Source organism: Plantibacter sp. RU18, assembly GCF_050613355.1.
Lineage (GTDB): Bacteria > Actinomycetota > Actinomycetes > Actinomycetales > Microbacteriaceae > Plantibacter.
Map to the genome: position 1 here is coordinate 3,636,520 of NZ_CP159618.1, position 24,727 is coordinate 3,661,246.

The following is a 24,727-nucleotide window of genomic DNA, read 5'->3' on the forward strand; positions in this document are numbered from 1 at the left end:
TGCGGCACGGCCCAATCCGCCGGGGGCTTACTCCATACGCGCCCGTCGCGTAGCCACGAAGGCACCTCCGAGGAGGAGCATCATGGCGCCGAGTCCCCCGAGCCACAGCCCGTCGAATCCGGTGCTGGGCAACCTGGGCCGCGAGCCCGGGGCGGTGGCGGCCGCAGTGACCGTGAAGGCCGTGGCCTCACGATCCAGCGGCAGGTCGCCGGTCACAGATCCGGACAGCTCCACCCGGTGCGCACCCAGCTCGATCGAGGAGTTGATCGGGAAGGTGAAGGTGGCGTTGCCGGAGGCGTCTGCGACAGTGGGTGTCAGCGCGAACGGCGTCGAGAAGACGGTGGCCGTGATGGTCTCGCCGGGCTCGAAGCCGGTGGCGTAGACCTCCTGGGTCACTCCCGTGTCGCGGACGATCGTCGAGTACTTGACGGTCGCCTGACGGTCGTCGCCGGCGTCGGTGTCTCCATCGGCATCGGTCGCGGCGTCCGTGTCGGCGGCAGCGTCGGTGTCAGCAGCAGCATCCACATCGGCAGCGGCGTCCACGTCGGCAGCAGCGTCAACATCAGCAGCAGCGTCGGTGTCAGCAGCAGCATCCACATCGGCAGCAGCGTCAACATCAGCGGCGGCGTCTACGTCGGCAGCAGCGTCGGTGTCAGCAGCAGCATCCACATCAGCAGCAGCATCGGTGTCAGCAGCAGCATCCACATCAGCGGCAGCATCCACGTCAACATCAGCGGCAGCATCGACGTCAACAGCGGCGACGTCGGTGTCGGCGTCAACCGCGCCCTCCTCGACCGTCACCGTGGTGACAGCGGGGGTGGCGGAGACGGCACCGAGGGCCGTGATGACCACGGGGCCGACAGGGTAGTCAGCGGGAACCGGCAGGAGCACCGTGATCTCGCCGTCACCGTTGGCCGTCGTCGTCACCGACGGGGCATCCGGGATGGACACCTCGACGAGCTCGCCTGGGGCGAACCCGGTACCGGTGACCTCGGTGGAGGTCCCCGCATCCAGCGTCGACGGATCTGCAGCGATGGTCGGCGTGAAGACGACCGCTTCCACCGTGACCGTGTCGGTCGCGGGAGTGAGCGACACCTCGCCGGTCGCGGTGAGGACCACCGGACCGTCCGGGGCGTTCAGCGGGATGACGACCGGAGCCGTGAACTCGCCGGCGCCGTTGGTCGTCGTCGTCACATTCGATCCACCGGGAACGGTGATCGTGACCAGCTCGTTCGCCGCGAAGCCGGAGCCTGTGACGAGGGTCGAGCCACCGGGGACCACAGTGTCGGGGTCGGCGGTGATGGTCGTGACGTAGGCCAGGACGGTGACCGTCTCGGTCGCGGGGGTGTCGGAGACCTCACCGGTCGCGGTGATCACGAGCGGGCTGGCCGGGGTTCCAGGCGGGATCGGGAGGTCGACGGTGAAGCCGCCCTCATCGTCCGTCACCACGGTGACCGGGGTTCCGCCCGGGTACGAGACCGTGACCGTCTCGTTCGGTGCGTAACCGGTACCGGTCACCTCGACCGGGTTCCCGGGGAGCACCGACGTCGGGTCGACCGTGATGGCCGTTTCGTACGATGCGACCGTCAGGATCGCGTCGGCCGGGGTTGCGGAGACGTCTCCCGTAGCCGTGACCGTGAGGTCACCGGTGGGCGTTCCCGCCGGGACGGGGAGGTCGACGGTGAAAGCGCCGTCATCGTCCGTCGTCGTGGTGACTGGCGTGCCGCCCGGGTACGACACCGTGACGGTCTCGTTCGGCGCGAAGCCGGTACCGGTGACCTCCGTGGTGCCACCAGGGTTGACCGTGTCGGGGTCGAGGGTGATCGCCGTGTCGTATACGGTGGCCTCGACGTTCAGCGTGGTGGTCGCGGGCGTTGCGGAGACGACGCCGGTGGCCGTGATGGTCACCGCGCCGACGGCGTAGCCGGCGGGCACGTCGAGCGTGACGGTGATCTCACCGTCGTCGTTCGAGGTGGTCTCGATCGGCGTGACACCCGGGATGGAGACGGTGACGCTCTCGTTCGGGGCGAAGCCCGAGCCGGTCACCTCCGTGCTCTCACCGCCGGCGATAGTCGCCGGGTCGGCCACGATCGTCGTCGTGTACACCACGTCGACCGTGATGTTGGTGGTCGCCGGGGTCTCCGAGACGTCACCGACGGCCGTGACGACCGCGGGGCCTTCCGTGTAGTCGGCCGGGATCGGGAGCGCGACGTCGATGGTGCCCGTGCCACTCGCCGTGGTGGTCACCGCGGGAGCCCCGGGGACCGAGACCGTGACGGTCTCGTTCGGCGCGAAGCCGGTACCGCTGACCTGCGTCGACTCACCGGCGATGACCGTGGTCGGGTCGGCGGTGATCGCGGTCACGTATTCCAGCGCCTCGACGGTGACCGTCGTGGTGGCCGGCGTGTTCGACACCGCACCGGTCGCGGTGACCGTCGCGTCGCCCAGCGGGTAGTCCGCCGGGAACGGCAGGCTCACCGAGATCTCGCCGGCTCCGTTGGAGGTGGTGACGACCGGGTCGGCGCCGGGCACCGAGACGGTGACGCTCTCGTTGGGCGCGAAGCCGGTTCCGGAGATGACCGTCGAGCCGCCAGCGGCGACCGTCGTCGGGTCTGCGGTGATGGCCGTGTCGTAGACGATCGCCTCGACGACCAGCTCGGTCGTCGCGGGAGTCGCCGAGACGGCTCCAGTGGCGGTCACCGTGACGGTTGCGGGCGTGAACCCGACCGGAATGGTGACGACCTGACTGATGGTGCCCGTTGGGCTCGCCGTCGTGGTCACGGGGTCGATGCCCGGGATGGAGATGGTGACCGTCTCGTCCGGCGCGAAGCCGGTGCCGGAGATGGTGGTCGTGTCACCAGGGTTCACCGTGGACGGGTCCGCCGTGATGGCGGTCTCGAAGACGACCAGTGTGCCGCGCACCGTGGACGATGCGAGGTTCACCGTGGCGAGCGTCAACGCCGGCACAAGCGAGACCTGCACGGCACGAACCGTGGAGGATCCGGCGCCGAGGTCACCGGTCGCGGGCTGCACGTTCGCCGTGACGTCCGCGACGAGCGTCACGATGTCGAGCACCGGGCCGACGACGTTGGTCGCGAGGCCGCCGGTGACACCGTCGAGCGTCGTCTCCGTGGTCTCGAGGACGGTGAAGACACCGCCGACGACACCGAGCACCGAGTTGAGCAGGTTGGAGATGATCTCGTCGAGGCTCAGGCCGAGGACACCCAGGACCGTGTTCAACAGACCGCCGACGATGCCGGAGGCTTCGAAGGTGGCTGACCCGTCCTCGATGGCCGACAACGGAGCGTCGAGGGTGAGGGTCACGGCGTTCGCGCCGAGAACCTTCACCTGCACGACGGCGTTCACGTTGGTGGCTTCGACAGCGGTGCGGATGTTGCCGACGACCTCGGTGACCTGGTCGGTGATCGCCTGCGTGATGCCGTCGGCGATCGCGGCTCCGATCGGTCCGGAGAGCAGCGAGGTGTTCGGCGGCAGATCGTTGAGGTCGGGGAGGTCGGGATTTGCGGCCAGGAGGGCTTCGAGGTCGACCGTGACGGCACCGGTGGTGAGATCCACCGTGACGCCGCTCGTCGATCCGACGGGCCCGGTCGGCAACAGCGCGTTGAGGTTCGGCAGCGTGACGTTCACCGCGGTGGTCGAACTGACCACACCGAGGTTGATCTGCCCGCTGAGCGCGGAGTTCAGCGCCGCCTGCAGCCCGTTCAGCGATGTCTGGACGCCACCGACCGTGGTCTGCAGCTGCGTGTAGACGCCCTCGACGAGGGGGCTGGAGAGGTTCAGCGTCGCCCCGGCGATCTGGTAGTCGGAGACCGGCGTTCCGCCCCCCGTCTGCGAGATCGTCGTCGCGAGTGCACCGAGCGAGAGCGAGAGCTCGTCGAGGATTCCCGTGGTGGGGACACCGACGCGGGAGAGAAGGCCTGTGAGGTCGAGTTCAGCGTCAGCCGGCGGCGCACCGTCGCCACCGATGGAGATGCCGCCCTGGTCGGACACCGCGCCGGAGCCGGCGATCGCGTCACCGTTGTCGTTCGCCTGTGCGTACTGCGCAACGGCTCCGAGTTCGATGACCCCGTTGGAACCGAAGAGTTGGAGCGAGTCGCCGAGGTCGATGCCGAGGGCATTGAGCACGTCGGCGGCCAGCGGGTCCGAATCGGTCGGGTGGACGCCGCTCGGGTTCTCGGCGAAGGCTCCGTCGATCACTGCGATGGTGTCGAGGTTGATTCCGGCCGCTTGGCCGGAGAGGAAGCGCGCGAGCGCTTCCGAGTCATCTGACGGAGCCGCGTTCGCCGCGGTCGTCGATCCCATGGCGATGACGGTGCCGACCACGGCCATGGCCGCGACCTTCCACACTCGTCCTCGCCCGAGGATGCTGGGCTGTTGTTCCCGCACGGTGGAACCCTTTCGTCGGTGCGCGGGCGAACCCGCGGCTGGCGTCAATCCCGGCAAATCTAGAGCCGCGGAACGCTGTGCCCCACTCGGGGGAGGCAACACCCGTAGTGGAGCTCCGGAAATCGGTACTCGCGCCCGAGGGGCACCTCTCACTGTCTGAACGGCCGCATCGAAGCAGTGGAAGCTCGAGCGAAAGAGGCCGACCGCGAGACGTATGAAACGCCGCTGTAGCGAGACATCGATGACATGGCCGCGGCGGTACAGCGGAAACCCGTAGACCCCCTGTTCGAGGTACGTAGTTACTACTGAGAACGCACAGCGTAGTCACCTACAGCCCTCAGGAATTACCGATAATGGACACATCGCGTCCGCAGGGTCCAGCCGATTCATGGAGTGCGGTCGCGAAGGGCTGGCCGGAGGGGGCGTTGTCATGAACGGGCACACAGCAGCACCGCGGGAACGATTCACAGCACGAGCAGGCGGAGGATCCGGACCGGACACGGAGCCCCAGTGCAGCTCCGGCGGACGCGACGTTCAACCTGACAGGCCACGATCATGAGCGATGTCTCGCAGCCGCACCGGCGCTCGAGCGCAACCGAGGGATCCGTCGAGACCGATGAGCGACGGCAGGAACCCCCGCTTTCCGCCGACGCCCGGATCCGGCGGCGGACGGAACGCCTGAGCGGACGACAAGCCGCCATCGCACGCGCAGCCGAGCTGGTCGAACAGTCGATGAGTGCACTCCTCGTCGGCCCGAACGGTTCCGGGAAGTCGTACGCCGCCAGGCACATCGGCTCCAGACTCCGCGACGCCGGGCGCGCCGTTCAAAGCGTCAACGCCCGATCAAACGATTGCATCGACACGGTCAGTCGATGGCAGGACAGTCCGAGCGGTTCCGTCCTGATCATCGACGACGGCGCCGCACTCCCCGCAGAGGCGATGCCCGCCGTGATCGAACTGTCGCGCGCCTCGGAACACGCGGCACTCATCACACTCGAGCCAGGAGCACCCGCAGACGGAACCGCGGGCTACAACCGCGCGACCGCGCACCTACTCTCGGTCTGGCGTGACGGCTCCTTGAAACGCATCGACCTGCCTGGCCTCGACCGGGCGGAAGCCCGGGCTCTCGCGGAGATCACCGCCGACGACGGCGTGCTCGACGACATGGCGCGTGCCACCATCGTCCGGCTCAGCAACGGCTCGCCCTTGCTCGTCACCGAGCTCACGAAGGACGCCCTCGAGACTGGCGGCGGGTTCTACCGGCCGCGGAGCATCCTCTCCCTCGGGGACGCCGGCGTCTCGCCCCGCGTCCACGACCTGACCCTCCCCCTGCTCGAACGCCTGGACGACGAGGAGCGGTACTCCCTCGTCATGCTGGCGAAGCTCGGCCCCACGCCCTACGCTCGTGTGGCCAGACTCCTCGGGGAATCAGCCCTGCACGCGCTGCTGCGTCACGGTCTGGCCCGCAACGACGGTTCCTCACTGGACCGGGTGATGGCGGACGAGCTCCACGCCTGGTCGGCGCTGTCCGACTGGCGCCACTCCTGGCGGCTGCGCTCGCACGACCGCGTGCAGCGTCTCCTCATCACCGATCTGCAGCGTGGTTCCCGGTTGTCTCCGAACGAGAGCTTCATCGTCGGGCGGCACTGGGCCTACGCCACGGATCAGGACATCCTCGCGGACACGGGACGACAGACGGCGGCCGAGGTGCTGCTCACCGCCGCCCACGTCGCGAACGTCTCCGGGCTCCCAGGCGACGGACAGCTGCTCGCAGCCCGTGCAAACACCTTCGTCCCGTCGGTCGCGGCCGCATTGCAGCAGTCGCGGGCCCTCGCCATGCTCGGCGACGTGCGGGGAGCCGTCCGAACCCTTCACGTCGATGCCGCAGTCGAGGCGGAGACCGATGACGACGTTCGCAGCGAGCAGATCAGCTGGAGCAGTGTGCTCGCACGGTGGGACAGTCCGCAGGCCGAACTGGAGGCGGCGCAGCGGAGGACCGACGCGGCAGCGTCGTCGTGCCGTGCGCTCGCGCAACGGGCCGAGATGGTCGAGGTGTGGCGTGCTGCGACGAGCCCTGGCCCCTCGATCGCCGACGAGGTGTTCTCCCGGGTGCTCGGCGATCCGAATGCAGCGACGGCAACCCGCCTCTACGCCGGCGCCGGGCTCCTCACGCGCATCGCACCGTTCCGATCGATCGAGCAGGCTCGTCGGGTCCTCGATGCCTGCGACGCCGTGCACCGTTCAGTCCAGTACTCCTCGCTGCAGCCGATGACGCACTCACTCCGCGACGCGAACGCCCTGTACTTCCTCACGGCCGGCCTCGCCAGGTTGGAGGCCGGTTTCTCGTGGAGGATGGTCGAACAGTCGATCGACGACTTCGCCGCCCGGGCAGGTGTCGCGAGCGGCCAGTTGGCGACGGTCGACCAGTGCGTCGTCGGATTGCTCACCGGAACGCTCGCGCTCCTCGATCACGCCGCGGAGCGAGCTGTCGCCGACCTCGTCGTGGTCTCGGGCATCCTCGACAGCACCTTGCCTCCCGAGGTCCATGCTCAAGCCGACCTGACGCTTGCCCTCGGGCTGATCGCGATGGGCGATTTCGAGGGGGGCGCAGCGGCGTCGGGACGCTGTCGACAAGGACGTCCTCGCGGCATCCGGCCTGCTCATCGTGTTCGCAGACCTCGCCGATGCGGCACTTGTCGCCCATCGTGCCGATGTCGAGACGGCGACGCGCTTCTTCCGGGACCGGGTCACGGACCTGTCGCGGTCGCCGTCGGGACGGGTCATGCTCGCCCACTCCAGCCGGATCATCGGAACGAATGCGGCGACAGCCCTGGGCTGGGTCGACGACCTCCGCGGCTCGCTGCTGACACCGCTGCCGGCAGCGTTGCTGACCTTGATGGAAGCGGAGTCCACCGGCGACGCCACCGCCGCCGAGCGTGCCGGGCGGGCTCTCGAGCAGATCGGCGCCCGGCATCGCGCGGTCGCCGCCTACCGGCTCGCGGAGGATCTCCACCAGGCCGCGAACCGACCCAGCCACGCTCGATGGTGCGCGGAACGTGCCGCATCGCTGGTCACGGATGCGCCGCTCTCGGAGATCGACCGGATCGTCACGGGTCCGTCTGGGCCTGTCGTCCCGTCGATTCCGTCGCTTGCCGTCATGTCGCCGGATGCATCGCTGACGGCGACGGTCGAGCTCAGTGGCCTCACCAAGCGGGAGCTGGAGATCACACACCTCGTGGCCCAGGGGCTCAGCAACCAGGAGATCGCGATTCGGCTCTTCCTGAGCGTGCGCACCGTCGAATCGCACGTGCTCCAGGCCCGCACCAAGCTCGGTGCGGCCCGCCGTCGAGATCTCGGTCGCATGGTCGTCTCCCGCCCCGAGGAAGCGCGCCCCCCGATCGGGGGATACCAGTAGCCGGACGCGCATCTCAGTAGCGGACTACTGGTTACACGGCGTTTCCCTGCGCATAGCCTCCGATGACCGGCTGTCGCCGCTCGCGGGAACCCCTCGTGCGCCGTGCGCCGATCCACCGAGACGAGGGGCCTCACCATGACGATCGACGAGCGCACGACGCAACCCACCCAGCAGGCCAGCGCTCCGGAACGCGGGCTCAAGAGCAAGCGGGTCCGCGCGATCCTCGCCGGTGGACTCGTCCTCGGCGTCGGCGCGGCGATCACGCTCGCTGCCTGGAACGACTCGGAGTTCGCGACCGGCATCTTCGCCGGTGGTGCATTCAGCATCGAGGGAAGCACCGACGGTGCCGCCTTCACGGAGCACCCAACCGAAGCAGCAGCGGCCCCCCTCACCTTCGAGGTGGAAGCCGACAACCTCGCCCCCTCCGAACCGGTGTACGCAGGCTTCGCCGTGCAGCTCACCGCCGCATCGACCTATGCCGCGACAGTCGACATCACGGCGTCGAGTGCCGCCACCATCGCTGCGTCGCTCAGCTACTCGCTCGTCGAGACGGCGACGTTCGGCTGCGATGCGGCCGCATTCGCCGCCGGCACACCCCTCGTGACGGACGCCGCCACGACGACCAGCACGGCCGCCGACATCTTCACCCTCGACGCCGCGACAGCTCCCGTCTTCCTCTGCTTCGAGGTGACGCCCGCAGCAACGCTTCCGCCGGCATCGCCGACGGGCACCGTGGTCTGGGAGTTCGCGGCCGAGTCGACCACGCCGCTCCCGTAAGCAGCGGAACGGATCGGATCATGGGACGCCACACCCCCGCGGCGGCGAAGCACCACCGGCCCGAGGAGCGGCGCGCGGGCTGGTGGTACACCAGGGCCCGCGCGGCGCTCGCCGGCGCACTCGTGCTCGGCGTCGGCACGACCCTCACCCTCGCCGCGTGGAGCGACGACGAGTTCGGTACGGCGACGTTCGCGGCGAGCACCTTCGTCGTCGAGTCGCAGACCGCGTCGTCGACCTGGGCTGCGCACGAGGCGGGGAACCCTGCGACGCTCGCGTTCAACGCGACGGCGATGTCGCCGGGGACCTCGCAGTACGCCTACATCGACATCCGCACCACGACGGCGACGAACATCGGCGGCACGGCTGCGCTCTCGGCGGTCTCGGCGGCGACGGGCACGCTCCTCCCGCAGCTCGAGTACCGCGTGGTGACCACCACGGCCGGGACGACCTGTGCTGCCGCTGCGTTCACGTCGGCGACCGTGCCGGCGTACACGGCGTCGCTTGCCGTGGCGACCGCTCCCCCGACCGCGACCGGTGCGCTGTCGGCGGCCGGAGCGTCGACGGTGCGGTTCTGCTTCGACGTGCGGGTGAAGGCCGGCACCGCGACGACCTTCCAGGGTGGGACGGCGTCGGCGACGTGGCAGTTCACCAGCACCTCGAGTTCCTGATCGGAGCACCGTGACCCGAACCCACGTGGATGAGTTCGACGTCGCCGAGCGGCAGCGGCCCCGCCGCTCGGTGGCGTCGATCGTCGGGAGCACGCTGCTGAACATCGCGGCTGTCGGCGGCGTGATCTGCATCGTGCTCGTGATCCTCGCGTACTGCTTCAACATCACCCTGATCATGTTCAAGACGGGCTCGATGAGCCCCACCATCCCGACCGGGTCGCTTGCGCTCGTACGCGAGATCCCGGCGTCGGACATCGCGATCGGTGACGTGGTGACGGTGGATCGTGCCGGCAAGCTTCCGGTGACCCACCGGGTGACCTCGGTCTCTGCGTCCGCAGCTGGGGGGTCTGCCGAGCGGACCATCACGCTCAAGGGTGACGCGAACGTCGGCGAGGACCCCGAGCCCTACGTCGTGACGACGGTGCGGATCGTCCTCGCGTCCGTCCCAGGACTGGCCTACGTGGTGATCTGGTTCTCGAACCCCTGGGTCCTTGCCGGGCTCACGCTCAGTTGCTCCGTGCTCGTCATGTGGGCGTTCTGGCCGCGTTCAGGCAGGAACGGCCCGCCCGGCGGTTCGGGCGGCGATTCGGGCGGCGACACCGACGCTCGCTCCTCCCGTTCGCGTCCGGCCGCTGCCGAGGCGCGACCCGCTCGGCACGCGGCCCTGCACATGACTCCGGTCGCCCTGGTGCTCGGCGCCGGCCTTGCGCTCTCGGGTGCCGTCGCCCCGGCGTATGCGGCTCCCCAGGTGGACGTCGTGGCCGGTGACGCCCTGGTGCTCACCGCGATCGGCGACCCCTCGGCCATGCGTTCGCTCACGCCTGGCGCGTCAGCACCGTGGGAGGTGGGCATCACGACCAGGCCGGAAGCCGCGCCGGGCTCGATCGACGTCACCGTGACAGGCTCGGGGTCCGCCGCGCTCGGTCTGATCATGGTCGTGGACTCCTGCTCCGAGCGATGGACGGACGCCGGCTGCGGTGGCACGCTGACCCGCCTCATCGATGAGACGCCGGTGCCCGTCGACGGTGTGTCCCGCGCGCTCCTCTCGATGCCGAGCACCGAGGCACGCTGGGTGCGATTCGACGTGACGATGCCTGCCGACGCCGACGCCGTCGCCGCCTCGGTGGCGCTGACCGTCACCGCGAACGGCATCGGTGACGACGTCTCCGTCTCGCCCGGCCCCATCTCCTCGCTGCCGCGCACGGGCACACCGATCGAGTTCGCGATCTGGGCCGCCGCCTGCGCGATCGTGCTCGGACTCCTCGGCGCATGGCTCGGTTCGCTCCGTCAACGGGCACGGGCGGTCGGGAGCGGACGATGAGCAGCGCTGACGAAACCCGCGCCACCGGACATCGGACGAGTCGGCGACGACGCGTCGGTGCGGTGCTCGTCGTGCTCGCAGCCGTACTGGTCTTCGCCCGACCTGCGCCGATGCAGACGGAAGCCGTCTGGTCGGACACCGAGCAGGCCGCGGGAAGCTTCACCGCTCTGACCGTTCCATCCGTGGCGATCACCAGCTGTGTCTTCAACCCCAACATCGTCGGGCTGCTGTCCTCGTTCACGGTCGTGTACACGATTCCCGCGGGTTACACGATCAACTACGCCTACTCGCCGAACGCCTCGTTCACCCCGACCACCACCATCACACCGACGTCGACGAGCGGCACGACGACGGTGACGTCGACCTTCGGTCTGGGACTCCTCGGCGGCCTCCTGGGATCGAACGTCTATATCGGAGCACGCCTGACGCTGCCGTCGACGACGTGGTCGTCGCCTTACAGGCTGGTTCACGGTACGTCGAACGCTCTCGGCACCAACGGGACCTGCACGATCCTCTGACCGGCCGTCTCAGAGTCTGTCCGTCCAGGGAGCTGGTTCAGAGAGCCGAGGACTCCCGGACGACCAGCTCGAAACCGGCGCGGACCCGCCGCCCTGGCCCGTCGAGACCGGCGACCCGCTCCACGAGCATCTCGACGGCGTCCCTGGCGATCGCAGCCTTGTCCGGAGCGATCGTCGTGAGGGAGGTCTTCGCGTAGCGCCCGTCCTCGATGTCGTCGAAGCCGACGATCGCGAGGTCACCCGGGATGTCCACTCCTCGCGTCCAGGCGGCCCGCATCGCGCCGAGGGCCATGAGGTCGTTGAAGCAGAACACCCCGTCCGGAGGTTCGGTGGTGTCGAGCATCGAGCCCATCACTGCCGCACCACTCGCACGGTCGTATTCCCCTTCGGCCATATACCGGAACGCATCGAGGCCCGACTCCTCCATCGCGCGGACGAAACCCGCGGTGCGCTGCATCGCGGTGCCGATCGAGTGCTCCTGTCGACCGATCGCCGCGATCCGGGTGCACCCCCGCTCGATGAGGTGGCGAGTGGCCGCGTAGGCAGCCTCGGTGCCGTCGACCGCGACGTGATCGGCTCCGGTGCCGTAGTCGCGCTCGCCGAGGAGGACGATGGGTTGGGTCGCCGCAGCAGCCTCGACGTCGGCCGCTGTGAGGTTGAGCGCGTTGAGCAGGACACCGTCGAACGTCGAGGAGACGGCGCCGCCGGTGAGCACTGCCCGCTCGCGTTCCGGGTCTCCGTTCGTCTGGTCGACGACGAGTGTCAACGAGCGCTTCGAGAGTTCGGGGATGAGGCAGCGCGCCAAGTCGGAGAAGTACGGGACGTCGAGCTGCGGGACGACGAGCGCGATGAGTCCGCTCCGCCGATTGCGCAGGCTGCGGGCGTGCGGATTGGGCCGGTAGCCGAGCTCGTCGATGACCGCCTGGACACGGATCCGCGTCTCGGCTCCCACCCTGCCGGGAAGGTTCACGACGTCGGACACCGTGCGTTGGGAGACCCCGGCGGCCAGCGCCACATCCCGTGCTGTCACTGCCATCTGCGCCCCTCCGTCGTCTTCGTCATCCGCGGCCTGACGCAAGCGTAGCGACTCCGAGCTGTATGCCACACGTTGGCAACCGATTCCCAGAACGTTCTTGTGCTACGTAGCACAAGGGGCTAGCGTGTCTCCCTGTCAGCACCGTCGACGCACATCGAAGGAGATGCGCAGCATGCATGAGAATCCCCCACCGATCATCGAGACCGAGTCGTGAGCGCGCTCAACGAGCTCCGCGCGCTCCGAACGCCGAAGGGTGCGGTCAAACACCGCGACGCCTCGGAGTTCCGTGACAACAAGGCTGCGGCGCTGTTCCTCGCACCGTGGATCATCGGCTTCCTCGTCATCACGCTCGGGCCCGTCCTCGTCTCGCTCTACCTGTCGTTCACCGACTACAACCTGCTGCAGAACCCGAACTTCACCGGGCTGGAGAACGCACAGCGGATGATCGAGGACCCGCGCCTGCACCAGTCGCTCGGCGTCACGCTCACCTACGTGGTGGTGTCCGTGCCGTTGCAGCTGATCGTCGCCCTCGGCATCGCGGTCCTGCTCGACCGCGGGCTGCGCGGCCTCTCCTTCTACCGTTCCGTGTTGTACCTACCGTCGCTCCTCGGCGGCAGCGTGGCGATCGCGGTGCTGTGGCGGCTCGTCTTCGGGTCGAGCGGTCTGGTGAACGCCCTCCTCGCCGTCTTCGGCATCCAGGGACCCGGTTGGATCTCAGAACCGGACACGGCGCTGTCGACGCTGATCATCCTGCACGTGTGGACGTTCGGTGCCCCGATGGTCATCTTCCTCGCCGGGCTCCGGCAGATCCCGCGCCAGTACTACGAGGCCGCGTCCACCGACGGGGCCAGCCGGTGGCGGCAGTTCCGCTCGATCACGTTGCCGCTGCTCAGCCCGATCATCTTCTTCAACCTCGTGCTCGGCATCATCGGCGCGTTCCAGTCATTCACGCAGGCCTACGTCGTCTCGAACGGTTCAGGCGGCCCGTCCGACTCGACGCTGTTCATCACGCTGTACCTGTATCAGAAGGGGTTCGGCAGCTTCCAGATGGGGTACGCGTCGGCGATCGCGTGGCTCCTGCTCATCATCATCGCCGCCGCCACGGCCATCAACTTCTGGGCCTCGAAGTATTGGGTGTTCTACGATGACTGACCTTCAGACCCGTCCTGCGTCGAACGACGAGGACGGCCTCTCGCCCGACGCCGCAGCGCGTCGCGCCCGCGGTGATGCCGAGCGCGCCAAGCTCCTGCGCCGCCAACGGATCTCGAGTGTCGGCAAGCACGCGCTCCTCATCCTGCTCGGACTCCTGATGCTGTATCCGGTGCTGTGGATGGTGGTGTCGTCGCTCCGTCCCAACGGCTACATCTTCGACAACCCCGGGCTCGTTCTCGACACCTTCGAGGCGTCGAACTACACGAACGGGTGGAATGCACTGGCGCAGCCCTTCGGCACCTACCTCGCGAATTCGGCGATCATCGTCGTCGGCTCGATCGTCGGCAACCTGCTGACCTGCTCGCTCGCCGCGTATGCGTTCGCACGGCTGCGGTTCCGGTTCAAGCGGCTCGCGTTCGCGGCCATGCTCGTCACGATGATGCTGCCGATCCACGTGCTGATCATCCCGCAGTACGTGATCTTCGCCCAGCTCGACTGGATCAACACCTATCTGCCGCTCATCGTGCCGAAGTTCCTGGCGACCGACGCGTTCTTCATCTTCCTCATGGTGCAGTTCATCCGCGGTATCCCTCGGGAGCTCGACGAGGCCGCCCGGATCGACGGCGCAGGACACTTCCGGATCTTCGTGCAGATCATGCTGCCGCTCATGACGCCGGCCCTCGCGACGACGGCGATCTTCACCTTCATCTGGACCTGGAACGACTTCTTCGGCCAGCTGATCTTCGTGACCGATCCCGACAAGTACACGGCGTCCGTCGCGTTGCGCTCCTTCGTGGACACGCAATCGCAATCGGACTACGGGGCCCTCTTCGCGATGAGCGTCGTCACCCTGCTGCCGGTGTTCCTCGCCTTCCTCTTCGGCCAGCGGTTCCTCCTCCGAGGCATCGCCACCACCGGCGGCAAGTAGCGCCCCCGAGCCACCCCGGTCCCCGAGCCTGTCGAGGGGCACCAACCGAACACATCATTCGAAGGAGAATCATGCAACGCCACACACGATCCCGGTTCCGTTCCCGCGTCCTCGGGCTGGCCGCCGCCACTGCCGTCTCGGCGCTCGCGCTGAGCGGTTGCGCCGTCGGCGGAGGGTCGGGAGACGCCGCCCTCAGCGACGAGGACGTCACGATCTCGTTCAACTGGTGGGGCGCGGCCGCGCGAGACGAGCGGACGCGTGCCGCCATCGAGCTGTTCGAGAAGAAGTACCCGAACATCACCGTCAAAGCCCAGTCGACCGAGTGGGGTGGGTACTGGGACAAGCTCGCAACCACGGTCGCCGGCGGTGACGCACCCGACGTCATGCAGTTCGACCAGCTGTACCTTGCGTCCTACGCGCAGCGTGGTGCGCTCGCGAACCTCGGCGAGCTCGACGAGTTCCTCGACACCTCCGCGCTCAGTCCAGAGGTGCTCGACCAGGGCAAGGTGAAGGACGAGCTGTACGGCGTCCCGATCGGCGTCGGCACCGTCGGCCTCATGGTCAACCGGTCGATCTTCGAGCAGTACGGGATCGAACTGCCCGACGCGACCACGTGGACCTGGGATGAGCTGAACGAGGTCGCACTGCAGGTGACGGCGGCCTCCGGTGGAGCCGTGCACGGCCTCTCGCCGTTCGGTGGGGACATGCCGACGCTCACGCTGTGGGCGCGGCAGCATGGAAATGACGTCTATGACAAGGACGGCAAGGTCATCCTGAAGCCCGAGGTCGTGCAGAGTTACTGGGAGTTCGCGCTCGAACAGATCGAGAGCGGTGCCGCTCCGAGCGCGTCCCAGCTCGCCGAGGGCACGGGGGCCGCGATCGACCTGATGGACATGAGCACCGGCAAGGTCGCGATGACCTTCCAGCCGTCGTCCGTCCTCACCGCGTTCCAGGCGGCAGCGCCCGATCATGCGCTCGACCTGCTGCCCTTCCCGACGTCGGAGGACGCATCGGACGGCTTCCAGTACCTCAAGCCGTCCATGTACTGGTCGGTCTCGTCCAAGTCGGAGCACCCGGCTGAGGCGGCACTGCTTGTGAACTTCCTCACGACGGACACCGAGGTCGCGAAGCTGTTCAGCACCGAGCGCGGCATGCCGGCGAACCCGGCGTTCCAGGAGGCGATCGAGCCAGACCTCACCGCGGCAGACCGCATCGTGGCCGGTGTCGTAGACGCCGCCCGCGAGGAGTCCGGTCCTGCGCCCGCCATCACGCCCGTCGGCGGAGGCGACAGCGAGAAGATCCTCGGCCGCTACAACCAGGACATCCAGTTCGGGAAGACCACCCCGAAGGAAGCTGCCACGGCGTTCGTCGACGAGCTCACGAAGGCCGTGAACGACGCGCAGTAGCCTCCGCCCTCAACAGGCTCGGGGGCCGGTCGCCCGGTCCCCGAGCCCACGCCCCCGATCCCTGAGCCCCACACATCCGGTCCCTGAGCTTGTCGAAGGGCCACGACCCAACGGATTGACGATTCACATGACGCACCCTCTCCTCTTCCCCGCCCCGCTCCCGAACGGCAGGACCGAAGCGGCCCCACAGCCTCGCCCTGAGTACCCCAGACCGCAGCTCGTCCGCGATGGCTGGGTGAACCTCAACGGCCGGTGGGAGTTCGAGATCGACGCCGGCGACACGGGCCTCGAACGCGGGTTGCTGACGCGGGAACTCTCCGACAGCATCCTGGTGCCGTTCGCTCCGGAGTCGGAGGCGTCCGGCGTCCGGCACACCGACTTCATGGAAGCCGTCTGGTACCGCACGCGCTTCACCGTGCCGGAGGGCTGGGACGGCAAGCACGGCGTCCTGCATTTCGGTGCGGTGGACCACGACACGACGGTGTGGGTGGACGGCGTGGAGGCCATGCGTCACCGCGGCGGCTTCACGCCGATCCGTGTTCCGCTCGGTGCGGTCTCCCCCGGCCAGGTGCTCGAGCTCGTCGTTCGCGCGCGGGACACCCGCCATGAGCCTAAGGCCGGGGGCAAGCAGGCCACATGGTACGGCAACACGGACTGCTACTACACGCGCACGACCGGCATCTGGCAGACGGTGTGGGTGGAGGCCGTCGATGAACTGCACCTGCGTCGCTTCACGGTCGTGCCGGATGCGGAATCGAGCAGGTTCGACTGCACCCTCGTCCCCAGCAAGAACAGCGCCGGTGCGACCGCGACTGCGAGTCTGTTCGCTGGCGAGACGCTCGTCACGAGCGAGACCGCCCTCATCGGCTCGACGATGTCGCCCTCGGTGCGGCTCGAGGTCCCAGCGGAGCACGCACGGCTCTGGAGCCCGAGCGACCCGTTCCTCTACACCCTCGAGATCATCCTGCGAGACGGCGCCGGCGCCATCACCGACCGGGTCTCCAGCTATGCCGGCCTCCGCAGCATCGCGATCGACGGGACCGCCGTCCTCATCAACGGCGACCACGTCTTCCAACGACTCGTGCTGGACCAGGGCTACTGGCCGTCGTCGCTGATGACTGCCCCTGATGATGCCGCACTCGTGGCCGACATCACCCTCGGCATGGATGCAGGCTTCAACGGAGCGCGCCTCCACCAGAAGGTCTTCGAGGAGCGCTACCTCTACCACGCAGACCGCCTCGGCTATCTGGTGTGGGGCGAGTTCGGCGACTGGGGTGTGTCCGGTGCAGGTACGGTCGGCCACAACCAGGGACCGACGGCGTCGTTCATCACCCAGTGGGTCGAGGCGTTGGAGCGCGATGTGAACCATCCGTCGATCATCGGCTGGTGCCCGTTGAACGAGACGCACCAGACGTTGCACGACCGCGTGACGGTGCTCGACGATGTGACGCGGGGCATGTTCCTCGCGACGAAGCTCATCGATCCGAGCCGGCCCGTCATCGACGCGTCCGGGTACGCGCACCGGGTTCGCGAGACGGACGTGTGGGACGCACACTCCTACGAGCAGGATCCTGTGGTGTTCGCGATCGAGCAGGGCGGCATCGCCACGGGCGAGCCGTTCGCGAACCTCGAGGACGGTCGCGTCATCTCGCTGCCGTACGAGGGCCAGCCGTTCTTCGTCTCCGAGTTCGGCGGCATCTGGTGGAACGCCGAGCTCGCTGCTGCGGACGCCGGTGGTGACTCGTGGGGGTACGGTGCGCGCGTCGCGTCGGTGGAGGAGTTCCACGAGCGCTTCGCGGGTCTGGTGAAGGTGCTCACCGACGACGAGAACATGTTCGGCTACTGCTACACGCAGCTGACCGACACCTTCCAGGAGCAGAACGGCATCTACGACTTCGACCGCCAACCGAAGTTCGACCTCGCGCGGGTTCACGCGGTGCTCGCGGCCGACGCCGCCTACGAGCAGCGGGTCCGCGCAGGACGAGTGCTGGAGGGTGCTGCCGACGTGCGCTGAGGACTCGCTACGAGCACGAGGGCCGGACGGAATCGGGGATTCCGTCCGGCCCTCGTGTCTTCAGCGCGCGTCAGCACGCCACCCAGCTCCCTCACGCCACCCCGCTCCTGAGCCTGTCGAAGGGCACACGCCGATCACCTGCGCCTGCACTGTCAAGCCCTGAAACTCTCCAAGCCACTCCTCTTAACCTGTTGGGCATGACGAACGACACGGATCACACCGAGAACGACAGCGAGGGAACGCCGAAGCCGGGCGGCCTGGGCGAGAACCAGACCATCCCGAACACCGAGGACGGCATCGCCGTCGGCCACGACCCCGACGGGTCGAACTTCAACCAGGAAGAGGACACGGACCACCCGAGCGACGACGCGTAGGGCGTTCCAGGAACGACGAAACGGCGGCCGGTGCAGAAGCACCGACCGCCGTTTCGTGTGCGGCGTGAGCCGCGGAGAGACTAGGCCGAGAGCGAAGCGCGCTGGCGGCGAACCATCACGAGGACGGCGATGAGTGCCGCGCCGAGGGCGACTGCGCCGGCTGCACCCCAGACGACGAACGCCGGAGCGTCGAAGCCGGTGTCAGCGAGGTCGTTGTCGTTGCCGCCGCCGGAGCCCGAACCGGCTGCCGTGACCGTGAGGGTCGCGGTGCCGATGACCTGCGAGGTGAGGCCAGTGGCGGTGACGGTGTAGGAGCCGGTGGCGTTGCTCGGCAGCGTGACGTTGAGGTTCACAGCACCGGTGGACGATGCCGTCTTCTCGAGCGACTTGGAGTCGACCGCTGCGAGCGTGGCGCCGGAGGCGTTCTCACCGGTCAGGGTGAAGGACACGGTCTCGCCGGGCTGGAAGGCGCCGGCGCTGAATGCGACGGTGGCGGTTCCACCAGGGGTGACCGAGCCGCTCACCTCGATGGTGGCGTCGGGAACGTAGGAAGCGTTTGCTGCGACCGGCGCGATGAACAGGCCAGCGAGGGCCAGCGCGAAGACCGCGGTGATTTTCTTGATCATGTGTTGTCCCCTAGAAGGCTGTGCAAGTGGTGGTCGTGCAGATGACAGTGCTGTAGCCGACCGCTGCGTCGCTCTCGTCGCAATCGGAAGTAGATGGTGTCTCCGCCTTGACGCCCCCCGAAAACGGGTCAAGAGTGACAACAGTCATCACTGTAGAGCAAATTCACAGTTGACCGCCACTTGTTGTGTTTCGGGGAGGTGAATTTTGGGCGTGGCGATGATTTCAGGCCGTTTCACCACGTCATGAGCCGTCACACCGAGGTCGATCGTCGTGCTCTGACCTGGCGCGAGTTCGACGACGAACTGCGTCACCGGGAACTCGCCGTCGGAGGCGAGTTGCGAGGGGAGTGCGACGCCGTCGCGTTGTACCCCACCGGGCATGGACCCTGGGGGCGCGTACACGATGATGTTGAATCGGAAGTTGCCCGGCGTCACGCCGACCTGGGCGGCCCCGGTGACGTAGTCGCTGAGTGTGGTCGCAGCGTCTGCGGGCGCGGTGTTCGTGAGCGTCAGCTGCAGACCGAGCAGTGCACCGTCGGCTCCGCACTGGGCGATGCCGGTGGCGGTCTGCATGTCGAGGTAGTAGCCCATCTTGCTGCCGGTGCCGTCGTTGACGTAGACACCGAACGCGTCCGGCGCCTGCTCGGCCGTCGGCAGGAGATCGGTGAGCGATGTGCCGTCGAGCAGAGCCTGCTCGGCCTCCGCAGCGTTCCACAGCAGGACCCTGCGCTCAGAGCCCGCGTGTGCCAGGGCGCCGATGAGTTTCGTCGGACCGAAGGCGCCGGACGCGATGCGATCGAACACGGCACCTGATGCTGCCGCGAAGAACGCGTCCTGCTCGGGGCCGGCCGGATAGCGGTTGTAGACCTCGCTCAGCAGGAGGTCGGCAGCGTTGTCGGTGGTGAGCTGGTCTCCCGTCAGGAGGTCGATGGGACCGGTCGCCTCGAGGAGATATCCGAGCGCGACCGGGTCGATGCTGAGGACGCCGTCGACGCGGGTGCCGAAGCGCTGGAACCACATCTCGGACGCAAGCTCGGAGGACTGCTGGAACCGCGGCGTGAGCGTGACATCCTGCAGGAACCGTCCCGTGATGTTGCCGTAGATGCCGGCGGTTTCGACCGGCAGCGGGAGCACTGGCTCCGGGAATCTCGGGAAGTCAGCCGTGGAGGCCTGCTGCAGGAGCGTGATCCTGCCGCCGTCGGTCCCGATGAGTGCGAGGGCGCCTGGATTGCCACCGCTCGCCCGGGGCTCGGCCGGGTTCTGGAACATGACGAGGTAGGTGCGAGGACCGTCGGCGCCCAGCATGGCGGGCATCAGGTCGATAGCGCGTCTCGCAGCGTCCACGGTGTCGGCCGTCTCCGTGAGCACCGGTCGCAGCTGGTCGACCGCGGAACGCACCGGACCGATCAGCGGGTCGGCATCGATCGTGCGCACCCGGTGCGCGGCATCGTTCAGCGCGTCGTCGGCCTTGCGGACGTCTTCCTGCGCGTCGACGATCGGCTGGAGGGGAACCGCTCCATCGACCGGTTTGAAGAGCTCGGGGCGCAGCGATCCGGACAGGTTCACGAGGGGCGTGATGGCACCGACCGCCACGTCCTCGGTCGCGCCCGCCAGCTCGCGGACGGCGGCGAGGTTCGGTCCCGCCCACGGGATGACCTCCGCTGCGCGCCAGATCGGATCGCTCGTGAGTCCGGCGGCGGAGCGCGCATGCGTCGCCAGCTCGCGAGCGGTCTTGCCCGCTGCCGCCGGGTCGTCCGCCAGGACGTGCTCGCGCACGGACTGCGCGAGGGGCACGGCCGCTTCGAGTTCACCCTTCGCCAGGAAAGCACGGACGCCGATCCAAGCGACAGCGGCGACGACGACGAGGACGATCCCTCCGACGATGAGGAGCGTCGTCCGACGACGGACCCGCAGGCGCTCGTCGCGGGCGCCGTCACGCCGGCGAGCCCGTGATCGAGCACTGGACGCCCGTTGTGAACCGTGGGACCGGCCCGCACTCCCGGAGCGTCGAGCAGCTGGGCGATCGTCGGAGCGAGGGCGACGGTCGTCGGATTGGGACGGCATGCGCGCTATTCAATCATGACGCCGGTGCCGCCGGTCACCGCGGTGACGCCGAGCACCAGCAGCGAGGCGTTGAACACGACGTGGGTCACGATGGCCGGTCCGAGCCGACCGGTGAGCACCGCCGCGGTCCCTGTGCCGAGTCCGACGAGGAACGTTCCGACACCCGCGATGAGTGCTTCCGTGGGTCCGTTCGCGACCACCAGGTGGAGCGCGGCGAACAACGCCGCTGAGACGAGCACCGTCACCCAGGCGGCGCGGCCGGGAACGCTTCCCTGCACGGATCGAAGCAGGAGGCCGCGGAAGAAGAGCTCCTCGACGAGCGGCGCGAACAGGATCGCGGCGAGGACCGCGATCACGAACGACGCGACGATGACGACGCTGCCCGACGGCGCCGGCCCGTTCGCCATCGCGGGTGCGGAACCGGTGACGAGTACCTCCAGCACGCTCACGAGGATGCGCAGGATCAGACCTGCTGTCAGCCCCCACAGGAGGTCGATCGGGCGGAAGGCGAAGCCGAGGACCGTCGGTTCCCCGGGCGGCGGTCGAAGCGCGAAGCGCGCGACCACCACGGCCGCGAGCAGTGGAATCCAGACGAGCAGGTACCCGCCCAGCGCGTCGAACGGCTCCGGGACCCGCACCCCGGCGCGCATCGACGCGGCCAGCACGGCGGCAATGGCGAACCCTGCGAGCGCGACGATCAGCCGCTTCCGAGCGAGCTGTCCCCGGGTGCGCGAGGTGATGGTTGCATCGTCGGTCACGGCAGCAAAGCTACGCCACGCGTCGATCCTGTCGGCCTCGACGCTCGGGAACAGTTGACGGTTTATGGCACCATGGCTCACAACCCCCTCTTCGGGGTCCGCCTCGATCCGAGGCGCCATGCTCTCCCCCTCTGACCGATCGGATGCCACCGCGTGGAGCTTCGTGACTATCTCCGTGTCCTTCGCAAGTACTGGGTGCTGATCGTCGCGCTCGCCCTCCTGGGTGTGGCTGTCGCGGCCACGTACTCCCTCGTGAAGACGCCCGAATACAGCTCCTCTGCAAAGGTCTTCGTGTCGACGCAGTCGAGCGACAATGTGCAGGAACTCGCCCAAGGCAACACGTTCACGCAGCAGCGGGTGAAGACCTACGCGGACCTCGTCGGGACTCCGATCGTGCTCTTGCCCGTCATCGGCACCCTCGAGCTGAACATCACGGCGGGACAGCTCGCCCAGCAGGTGACCGCTTCTGCGCCGCTCGACACGACGCTCATCGAGATCACCGCGATGAGCGAGGACCCGGTGCTCGCCGCTGAGATCGCGAACACGACGGCTGAGAGCCTCACCGGCGTCGTCGCGAAGATCGAGACTCCGGAGAACGGCGAATCGAGCCCGGTCAAACTGACCCGCGTGCAGGAAGCCGATGTCCCGAACAAGCCGGTGAGCCCCAACGTGCCGCTCAACCTCGCACTCGGTCTCCTCGTCGGACTCGCGCTCGGGGTGGGCTTCGCCGTACTGCGGGAGACGCTCGACACCCGCATCCGCAACGAGCGTGATGTCGAGGGTGTCACCGACCTGCCGCTCATGGGCGGCATCGCGTTCGACCCCAAGGCGAAGCAGCGTCCGCTCATCGTCCAGGCCGATCCGAAGAGCCCGCGGGCGGAGTCGTTCCGAAGCCTGCGGACGAACCTGCAGTTCCTCGACGTGAGCGACCAGCCGCGCAGCTACGTGATCACCTCGTCGATCCAGAGCGAGGGCAAGAGCACCACTGCTGCGAACCTCGCGATCGCGCTGACCGATGCCGGCCACAAGGTCATCTTGATCGACGCCGACCTCCGCCGCCCGAAGCTCGCGAACTACTTCGACATCGAGGGTGCCGTCGGCCTGAGCGACGTGCTCATCCGCCGCGCGACCCTCGACGACACGATCCAACAGTGGGGTCGAGGTCTGCTGTCGATCCTTCCTGCCGGCGCCATTCCCCCGAACCCGAGCGAGCTGCTCGGGTCGACGGTCATGCAGCAGCTCATCACCGGTCTCGAGAAGCAGTTCGACTACGTGCTCATCGACGCACCACCGCTCCTGCCCGTGACCGACGGCGCCCTCCTCGCCCGCCACACGGGTGGCGCGCTCCTCGTGGTCGCGGCCGGCCGGACGCACAAGAACCAGCTGAAGGGCGCACTCGAGTCGCTGACCCACGTCAACGCTTCGGTCGCTGGCCTCGTCATGACCATGGTGCCGACGAAGGGCCCCGACGCGTACGGGTACGCCCGCTACGGGTACGGCGCCGGCTACGGCTACGCCGAGGACGTGAAGAAGTGACCGGTTCCTCGGCAACCACGGATCGACCGTTCACGGTGCTGTTCGTCTGCACGGGGAACATCTGCCGGTCCGCGCTCGGTGCGCAGATCCTGTCAGCGAGGCTTGCTGCCGCGGACGTCACCGGCGGTGGACACCCCATCGTGGTGTCCAGCGCCGGGACCGGCGTCGGTCAAGGTCTCACCATGCCGGACGAGGTCGTCGAACAGTCGATCCGCTTCGGCGGCTCACCCGAGGGCCACGTCCCGACGCCGCTCGACCGCGACCTCGTGGCCGGCGCCGACCTCATCCTCACGGCGACACGGGACCACCGCAGCGACGTCGCCCGGATGCTGCCGCGTGCGTCCCGCATCACGTTCACGATGCCGCAGTTCGCCCGCCTCGCGGCCGATGCACCCGCAGTGGACGACCCGTGGGAGCTCGTGAACGAGGTAGCCGCGCAGCGCGGTTCGGTGGCTCCTCCAGAGCAGGCCGAGGAGGACGACATCGAAGACCCCTACCGGCGCGGGACCGCCACCTACGCACGTGTCGGAGACCAGATCCACGAGCTCGTGAGCCTCATCGCGGATCGTCTGGCGCAGGCCGGCGACCGAGCATGACGACCAAGCGGGGTCGGTCGACGTATCGGCCGAGCAGTCAGCCGGTGAGCTGGCGGGAGCGCCTCGGTTCGCGTCGGCGCGTGTTCATCATCGTCGGTCTCGTGCTGTTCCTCGTCGCCGATGTGATCCTTGTGGGTCTGGCGCTGACGGCGAACGGCCGCAGCACCGGCAACGAGACGCAGCGGCCGTTGCCGACCTTCGGCACTTCGCCATCCGTGACGCCCACGCCCAGCGAGGAGCCCGTCGCGGCGGAAGCCGGTGACAGATTCCTCGTCGCCGGGAGCACCGATGTGCTCTGGCGCGCGACCGACGGAACCTGCGATGCGCCTGCCGTCGTGGAGCGGAGTTCCGATGCCGGAGCCACGTGGGCGGCACTGCCCACCGGGTCCGCCATCGATCTCCGCGTCGTGCACGCTCTGGCGGCCACCGGGCCGGAGGAGCTGCAGCTCGTCGGTGCAACTGGCGCGGACTGCGTCATCGGCGGTTTCACCTCGACGGACGCCGGCGAGACCTGGGAGTCGGCTCCCGAACTCTTGTCGACCGTCGCCTACGAGACGGCCGCGACACCCGAGGCGACTGCCGCAGTGACCCTGGGCGGAGCGGCTGTGGCCGCGCCGTGTCCGGCCGTCGACGTCCTGGCGTCGAACGGGGCCCGGACGGTCGTCGCATGCTCCGCGGTGCTCGCGGAATGGGATGCCGCCGTCGGCGCGTGGACGGCGTTGCCCTTCGCGGGCATCCATGCCGCCGATGTCCAGACGGATCAGATCCTCTTCGCCGCGCGAGGAGTGACCGGGTGCTCCGGGCTCGGCGTGCTGCGCATCTCCGGTGCTGCACTGTCGGCGACGTCGGGCGCCGAGACCATCGGCTGCGTGGCCGACGCCGACATCGCGGCGACGGCGTCGCTCTCGTCGATCGACGGCACGTCGTGGCTCTGGGTCGGCGACGCCATGCTGCGGTCGCTGGACGGCGGCGCGACCTGGAGCGCGGTCGCCTCCTGACCGAATCATCCGTCGTCGCTCGCCGCTTGACACACGAATCGTGCGTCGAATCGCAGAAAGTTCCGCTGGAACATAGGGCTATCCCTACAGTTGGCACCCATTCGGGTGACACCCGTCGAAAAGGGGACAGATG

General features: G+C 68.3%; 21 protein-coding genes. 13 read left to right on the forward strand and 8 right to left on the reverse strand.

The features are described 5' to 3' along the window. Window positions 1–27 precede the first annotated feature (27 nt). The 4 genes from ABMA10_RS17370 to ABMA10_RS17385 form a co-directional block, all read right to left on the reverse strand. Entirely contained in the window at window positions 28–4,407 is a 4,380-nt protein-coding gene (locus ABMA10_RS17370; protein WP_431030730.1) for a choice-of-anchor G family protein, read from the reverse strand. Window positions 4,408–5,457: 1,050 nt separating this feature from the next. Further along, window positions 5,458–5,721, reverse strand: a complete 264-nt coding sequence (locus ABMA10_RS17375; RefSeq protein WP_347869349.1) for a hypothetical protein — start codon at window positions 5,719–5,721, stop codon at window positions 5,458–5,460. A 165-nt stretch (window positions 5,722–5,886) separates the two neighbouring features. Then, on the reverse strand, window positions 5,887–6,645 hold the full coding sequence (locus ABMA10_RS17380; RefSeq protein ID WP_347869348.1) for a hypothetical protein: 759 nt from the start codon (window positions 6,643–6,645) through the stop codon (window positions 5,887–5,889). A 39-nt stretch (window positions 6,646–6,684) separates the two neighbouring features. Continuing rightward, on the reverse strand, window positions 6,685–6,879 hold the full coding sequence (locus ABMA10_RS17385; protein ID WP_347869347.1) for a hypothetical protein: 195 nt from the start codon (window positions 6,877–6,879) through the stop codon (window positions 6,685–6,687). A gap of 193 nt (window positions 6,880–7,072) precedes the next feature. Here ABMA10_RS17385 and ABMA10_RS17390 point away from each other — a divergent pair, with 193 nt between their 5' ends. From ABMA10_RS17390 to ABMA10_RS17410, 5 genes are all read left to right on the forward strand, one after another. Then, entirely contained in the window at window positions 7,073–7,822 is a 750-nt protein-coding gene (locus tag ABMA10_RS17390) for a helix-turn-helix transcriptional regulator (RefSeq protein WP_431030731.1), read from the forward strand. A 135-nt stretch (window positions 7,823–7,957) separates the two neighbouring features. After that, complete coding sequence (locus tag ABMA10_RS17395; protein ID WP_347869345.1) at window positions 7,958–8,599, forward strand: SipW-dependent-type signal peptide-containing protein; 642 nt, start codon at window positions 7,958–7,960, stop codon at window positions 8,597–8,599. A gap of 20 nt (window positions 8,600–8,619) precedes the next feature. Beyond that, window positions 8,620–9,267 carry a hypothetical protein gene (locus ABMA10_RS17400; protein WP_347869344.1) on the forward strand — a complete coding sequence of 216 codons (648 nt, stop codon included), beginning with the start codon at window positions 8,620–8,622 and terminating at the stop codon, window positions 9,265–9,267. A 10-nt stretch (window positions 9,268–9,277) separates the two neighbouring features. Next, window positions 9,278–10,588 (forward strand): signal peptidase I, encoded by a 1,311-nt coding sequence (locus tag ABMA10_RS17405; protein WP_347869343.1) that lies wholly within the window; start codon window positions 9,278–9,280, stop codon window positions 10,586–10,588. Next, window positions 10,585–11,106 (forward strand): hypothetical protein, encoded by a 522-nt coding sequence (locus ABMA10_RS17410; protein ID WP_347869342.1) that lies wholly within the window; start codon window positions 10,585–10,587, stop codon window positions 11,104–11,106. Before ABMA10_RS17405 ends, ABMA10_RS17410 begins: the two co-directional genes overlap by 4 nt. A 37-nt stretch (window positions 11,107–11,143) precedes the next feature. On the opposite strand, the gene ABMA10_RS17415 is transcribed toward ABMA10_RS17410, so the two are convergent. Then, the gene (locus ABMA10_RS17415; protein ID WP_347869341.1) at window positions 11,144–12,142 is read right to left on the reverse strand and encodes a LacI family DNA-binding transcriptional regulator; all 999 of its coding nucleotides are present in this window, start codon (window positions 12,140–12,142) and stop codon (window positions 11,144–11,146) included. Between the two features lie 210 nt (window positions 12,143–12,352). Between ABMA10_RS17415 and ABMA10_RS17420 the strand changes: the two genes are divergently transcribed. From ABMA10_RS17420 to ABMA10_RS17440, 5 genes are all read left to right on the forward strand, one after another. Beyond that, on the forward strand, window positions 12,353–13,294 hold the full coding sequence (locus ABMA10_RS17420) for a carbohydrate ABC transporter permease (protein ID WP_347869340.1): 942 nt from the start codon (window positions 12,353–12,355) through the stop codon (window positions 13,292–13,294). Next, a complete protein-coding gene (locus tag ABMA10_RS17425; protein WP_347869339.1) occupies window positions 13,287–14,222 on the forward strand; it encodes a carbohydrate ABC transporter permease in 936 nt (311 codons plus the stop codon). Before ABMA10_RS17420 ends, ABMA10_RS17425 begins: the two co-directional genes overlap by 8 nt. Before the next feature lie 71 nt (window positions 14,223–14,293). After that, window positions 14,294–15,628, forward strand: coding sequence for an ABC transporter substrate-binding protein (locus ABMA10_RS17430; RefSeq protein ID WP_347869338.1), 1,335 nt, complete (start codon window positions 14,294–14,296; stop codon window positions 15,626–15,628). 127 nt (window positions 15,629–15,755) lie between these two features. Next, window positions 15,756–17,642 (forward strand): glycoside hydrolase family 2 protein, encoded by a 1,887-nt coding sequence (locus ABMA10_RS17435; protein ID WP_431030732.1) that lies wholly within the window; start codon window positions 15,756–15,758, stop codon window positions 17,640–17,642. Window positions 17,643–17,839: 197 nt separating this feature from the next. Next, window positions 17,840–18,016 carry a hypothetical protein gene (locus tag ABMA10_RS17440; RefSeq protein ID WP_347869336.1) on the forward strand — a complete coding sequence of 59 codons (177 nt, stop codon included), beginning with the start codon at window positions 17,840–17,842 and terminating at the stop codon, window positions 18,014–18,016. A gap of 80 nt (window positions 18,017–18,096) precedes the next feature. On the opposite strand, the gene ABMA10_RS17445 is transcribed toward ABMA10_RS17440, so the two are convergent. The 3 genes from ABMA10_RS17445 to ABMA10_RS17455 all read right to left on the reverse strand — a co-directional run bounded on the left by ABMA10_RS17445 (window position 18,097) and on the right by ABMA10_RS17455 (window position 21,464). Continuing rightward, window positions 18,097–18,642 (reverse strand): hypothetical protein, encoded by a 546-nt coding sequence (locus tag ABMA10_RS17445; RefSeq protein ID WP_347869335.1) that lies wholly within the window; start codon window positions 18,640–18,642, stop codon window positions 18,097–18,099. Between the two features lie 147 nt (window positions 18,643–18,789). Continuing rightward, complete coding sequence (locus ABMA10_RS17450) at window positions 18,790–20,706, reverse strand: DUF4012 domain-containing protein (RefSeq protein ID WP_347869334.1); 1,917 nt, start codon at window positions 20,704–20,706, stop codon at window positions 18,790–18,792. Window positions 20,707–20,711: 5 nt separating this feature from the next. After that, the gene (locus tag ABMA10_RS17455; RefSeq protein ID WP_431030733.1) at window positions 20,712–21,464 is read right to left on the reverse strand and encodes a lysostaphin resistance A-like protein; all 753 of its coding nucleotides are present in this window, start codon (window positions 21,462–21,464) and stop codon (window positions 20,712–20,714) included. Between the two features lie 153 nt (window positions 21,465–21,617). Between ABMA10_RS17455 and ABMA10_RS17460 the strand changes: the two genes are divergently transcribed. From ABMA10_RS17460 to ABMA10_RS17470, 3 genes are read left to right on the forward strand one after another with little or no spacing between them, the layout of a single operon-like run. Next, window positions 21,618–23,000, forward strand: coding sequence for a polysaccharide biosynthesis tyrosine autokinase (locus tag ABMA10_RS17460; protein WP_431030734.1), 1,383 nt, complete (start codon window positions 21,618–21,620; stop codon window positions 22,998–23,000). Further along, window positions 22,997–23,596, forward strand: a complete 600-nt coding sequence (locus tag ABMA10_RS17465) for a low molecular weight phosphatase family protein (RefSeq protein ID WP_431030735.1) — start codon at window positions 22,997–22,999, stop codon at window positions 23,594–23,596. Before ABMA10_RS17460 ends, ABMA10_RS17465 begins: the two co-directional genes overlap by 4 nt. After that, the gene (locus ABMA10_RS17470) at window positions 23,593–24,594 is read left to right on the forward strand and encodes a hypothetical protein (protein ID WP_431030736.1); all 1,002 of its coding nucleotides are present in this window, start codon (window positions 23,593–23,595) and stop codon (window positions 24,592–24,594) included. Before ABMA10_RS17465 ends, ABMA10_RS17470 begins: the two co-directional genes overlap by 4 nt. Window positions 24,595–24,727 lie beyond the last annotated feature (133 nt).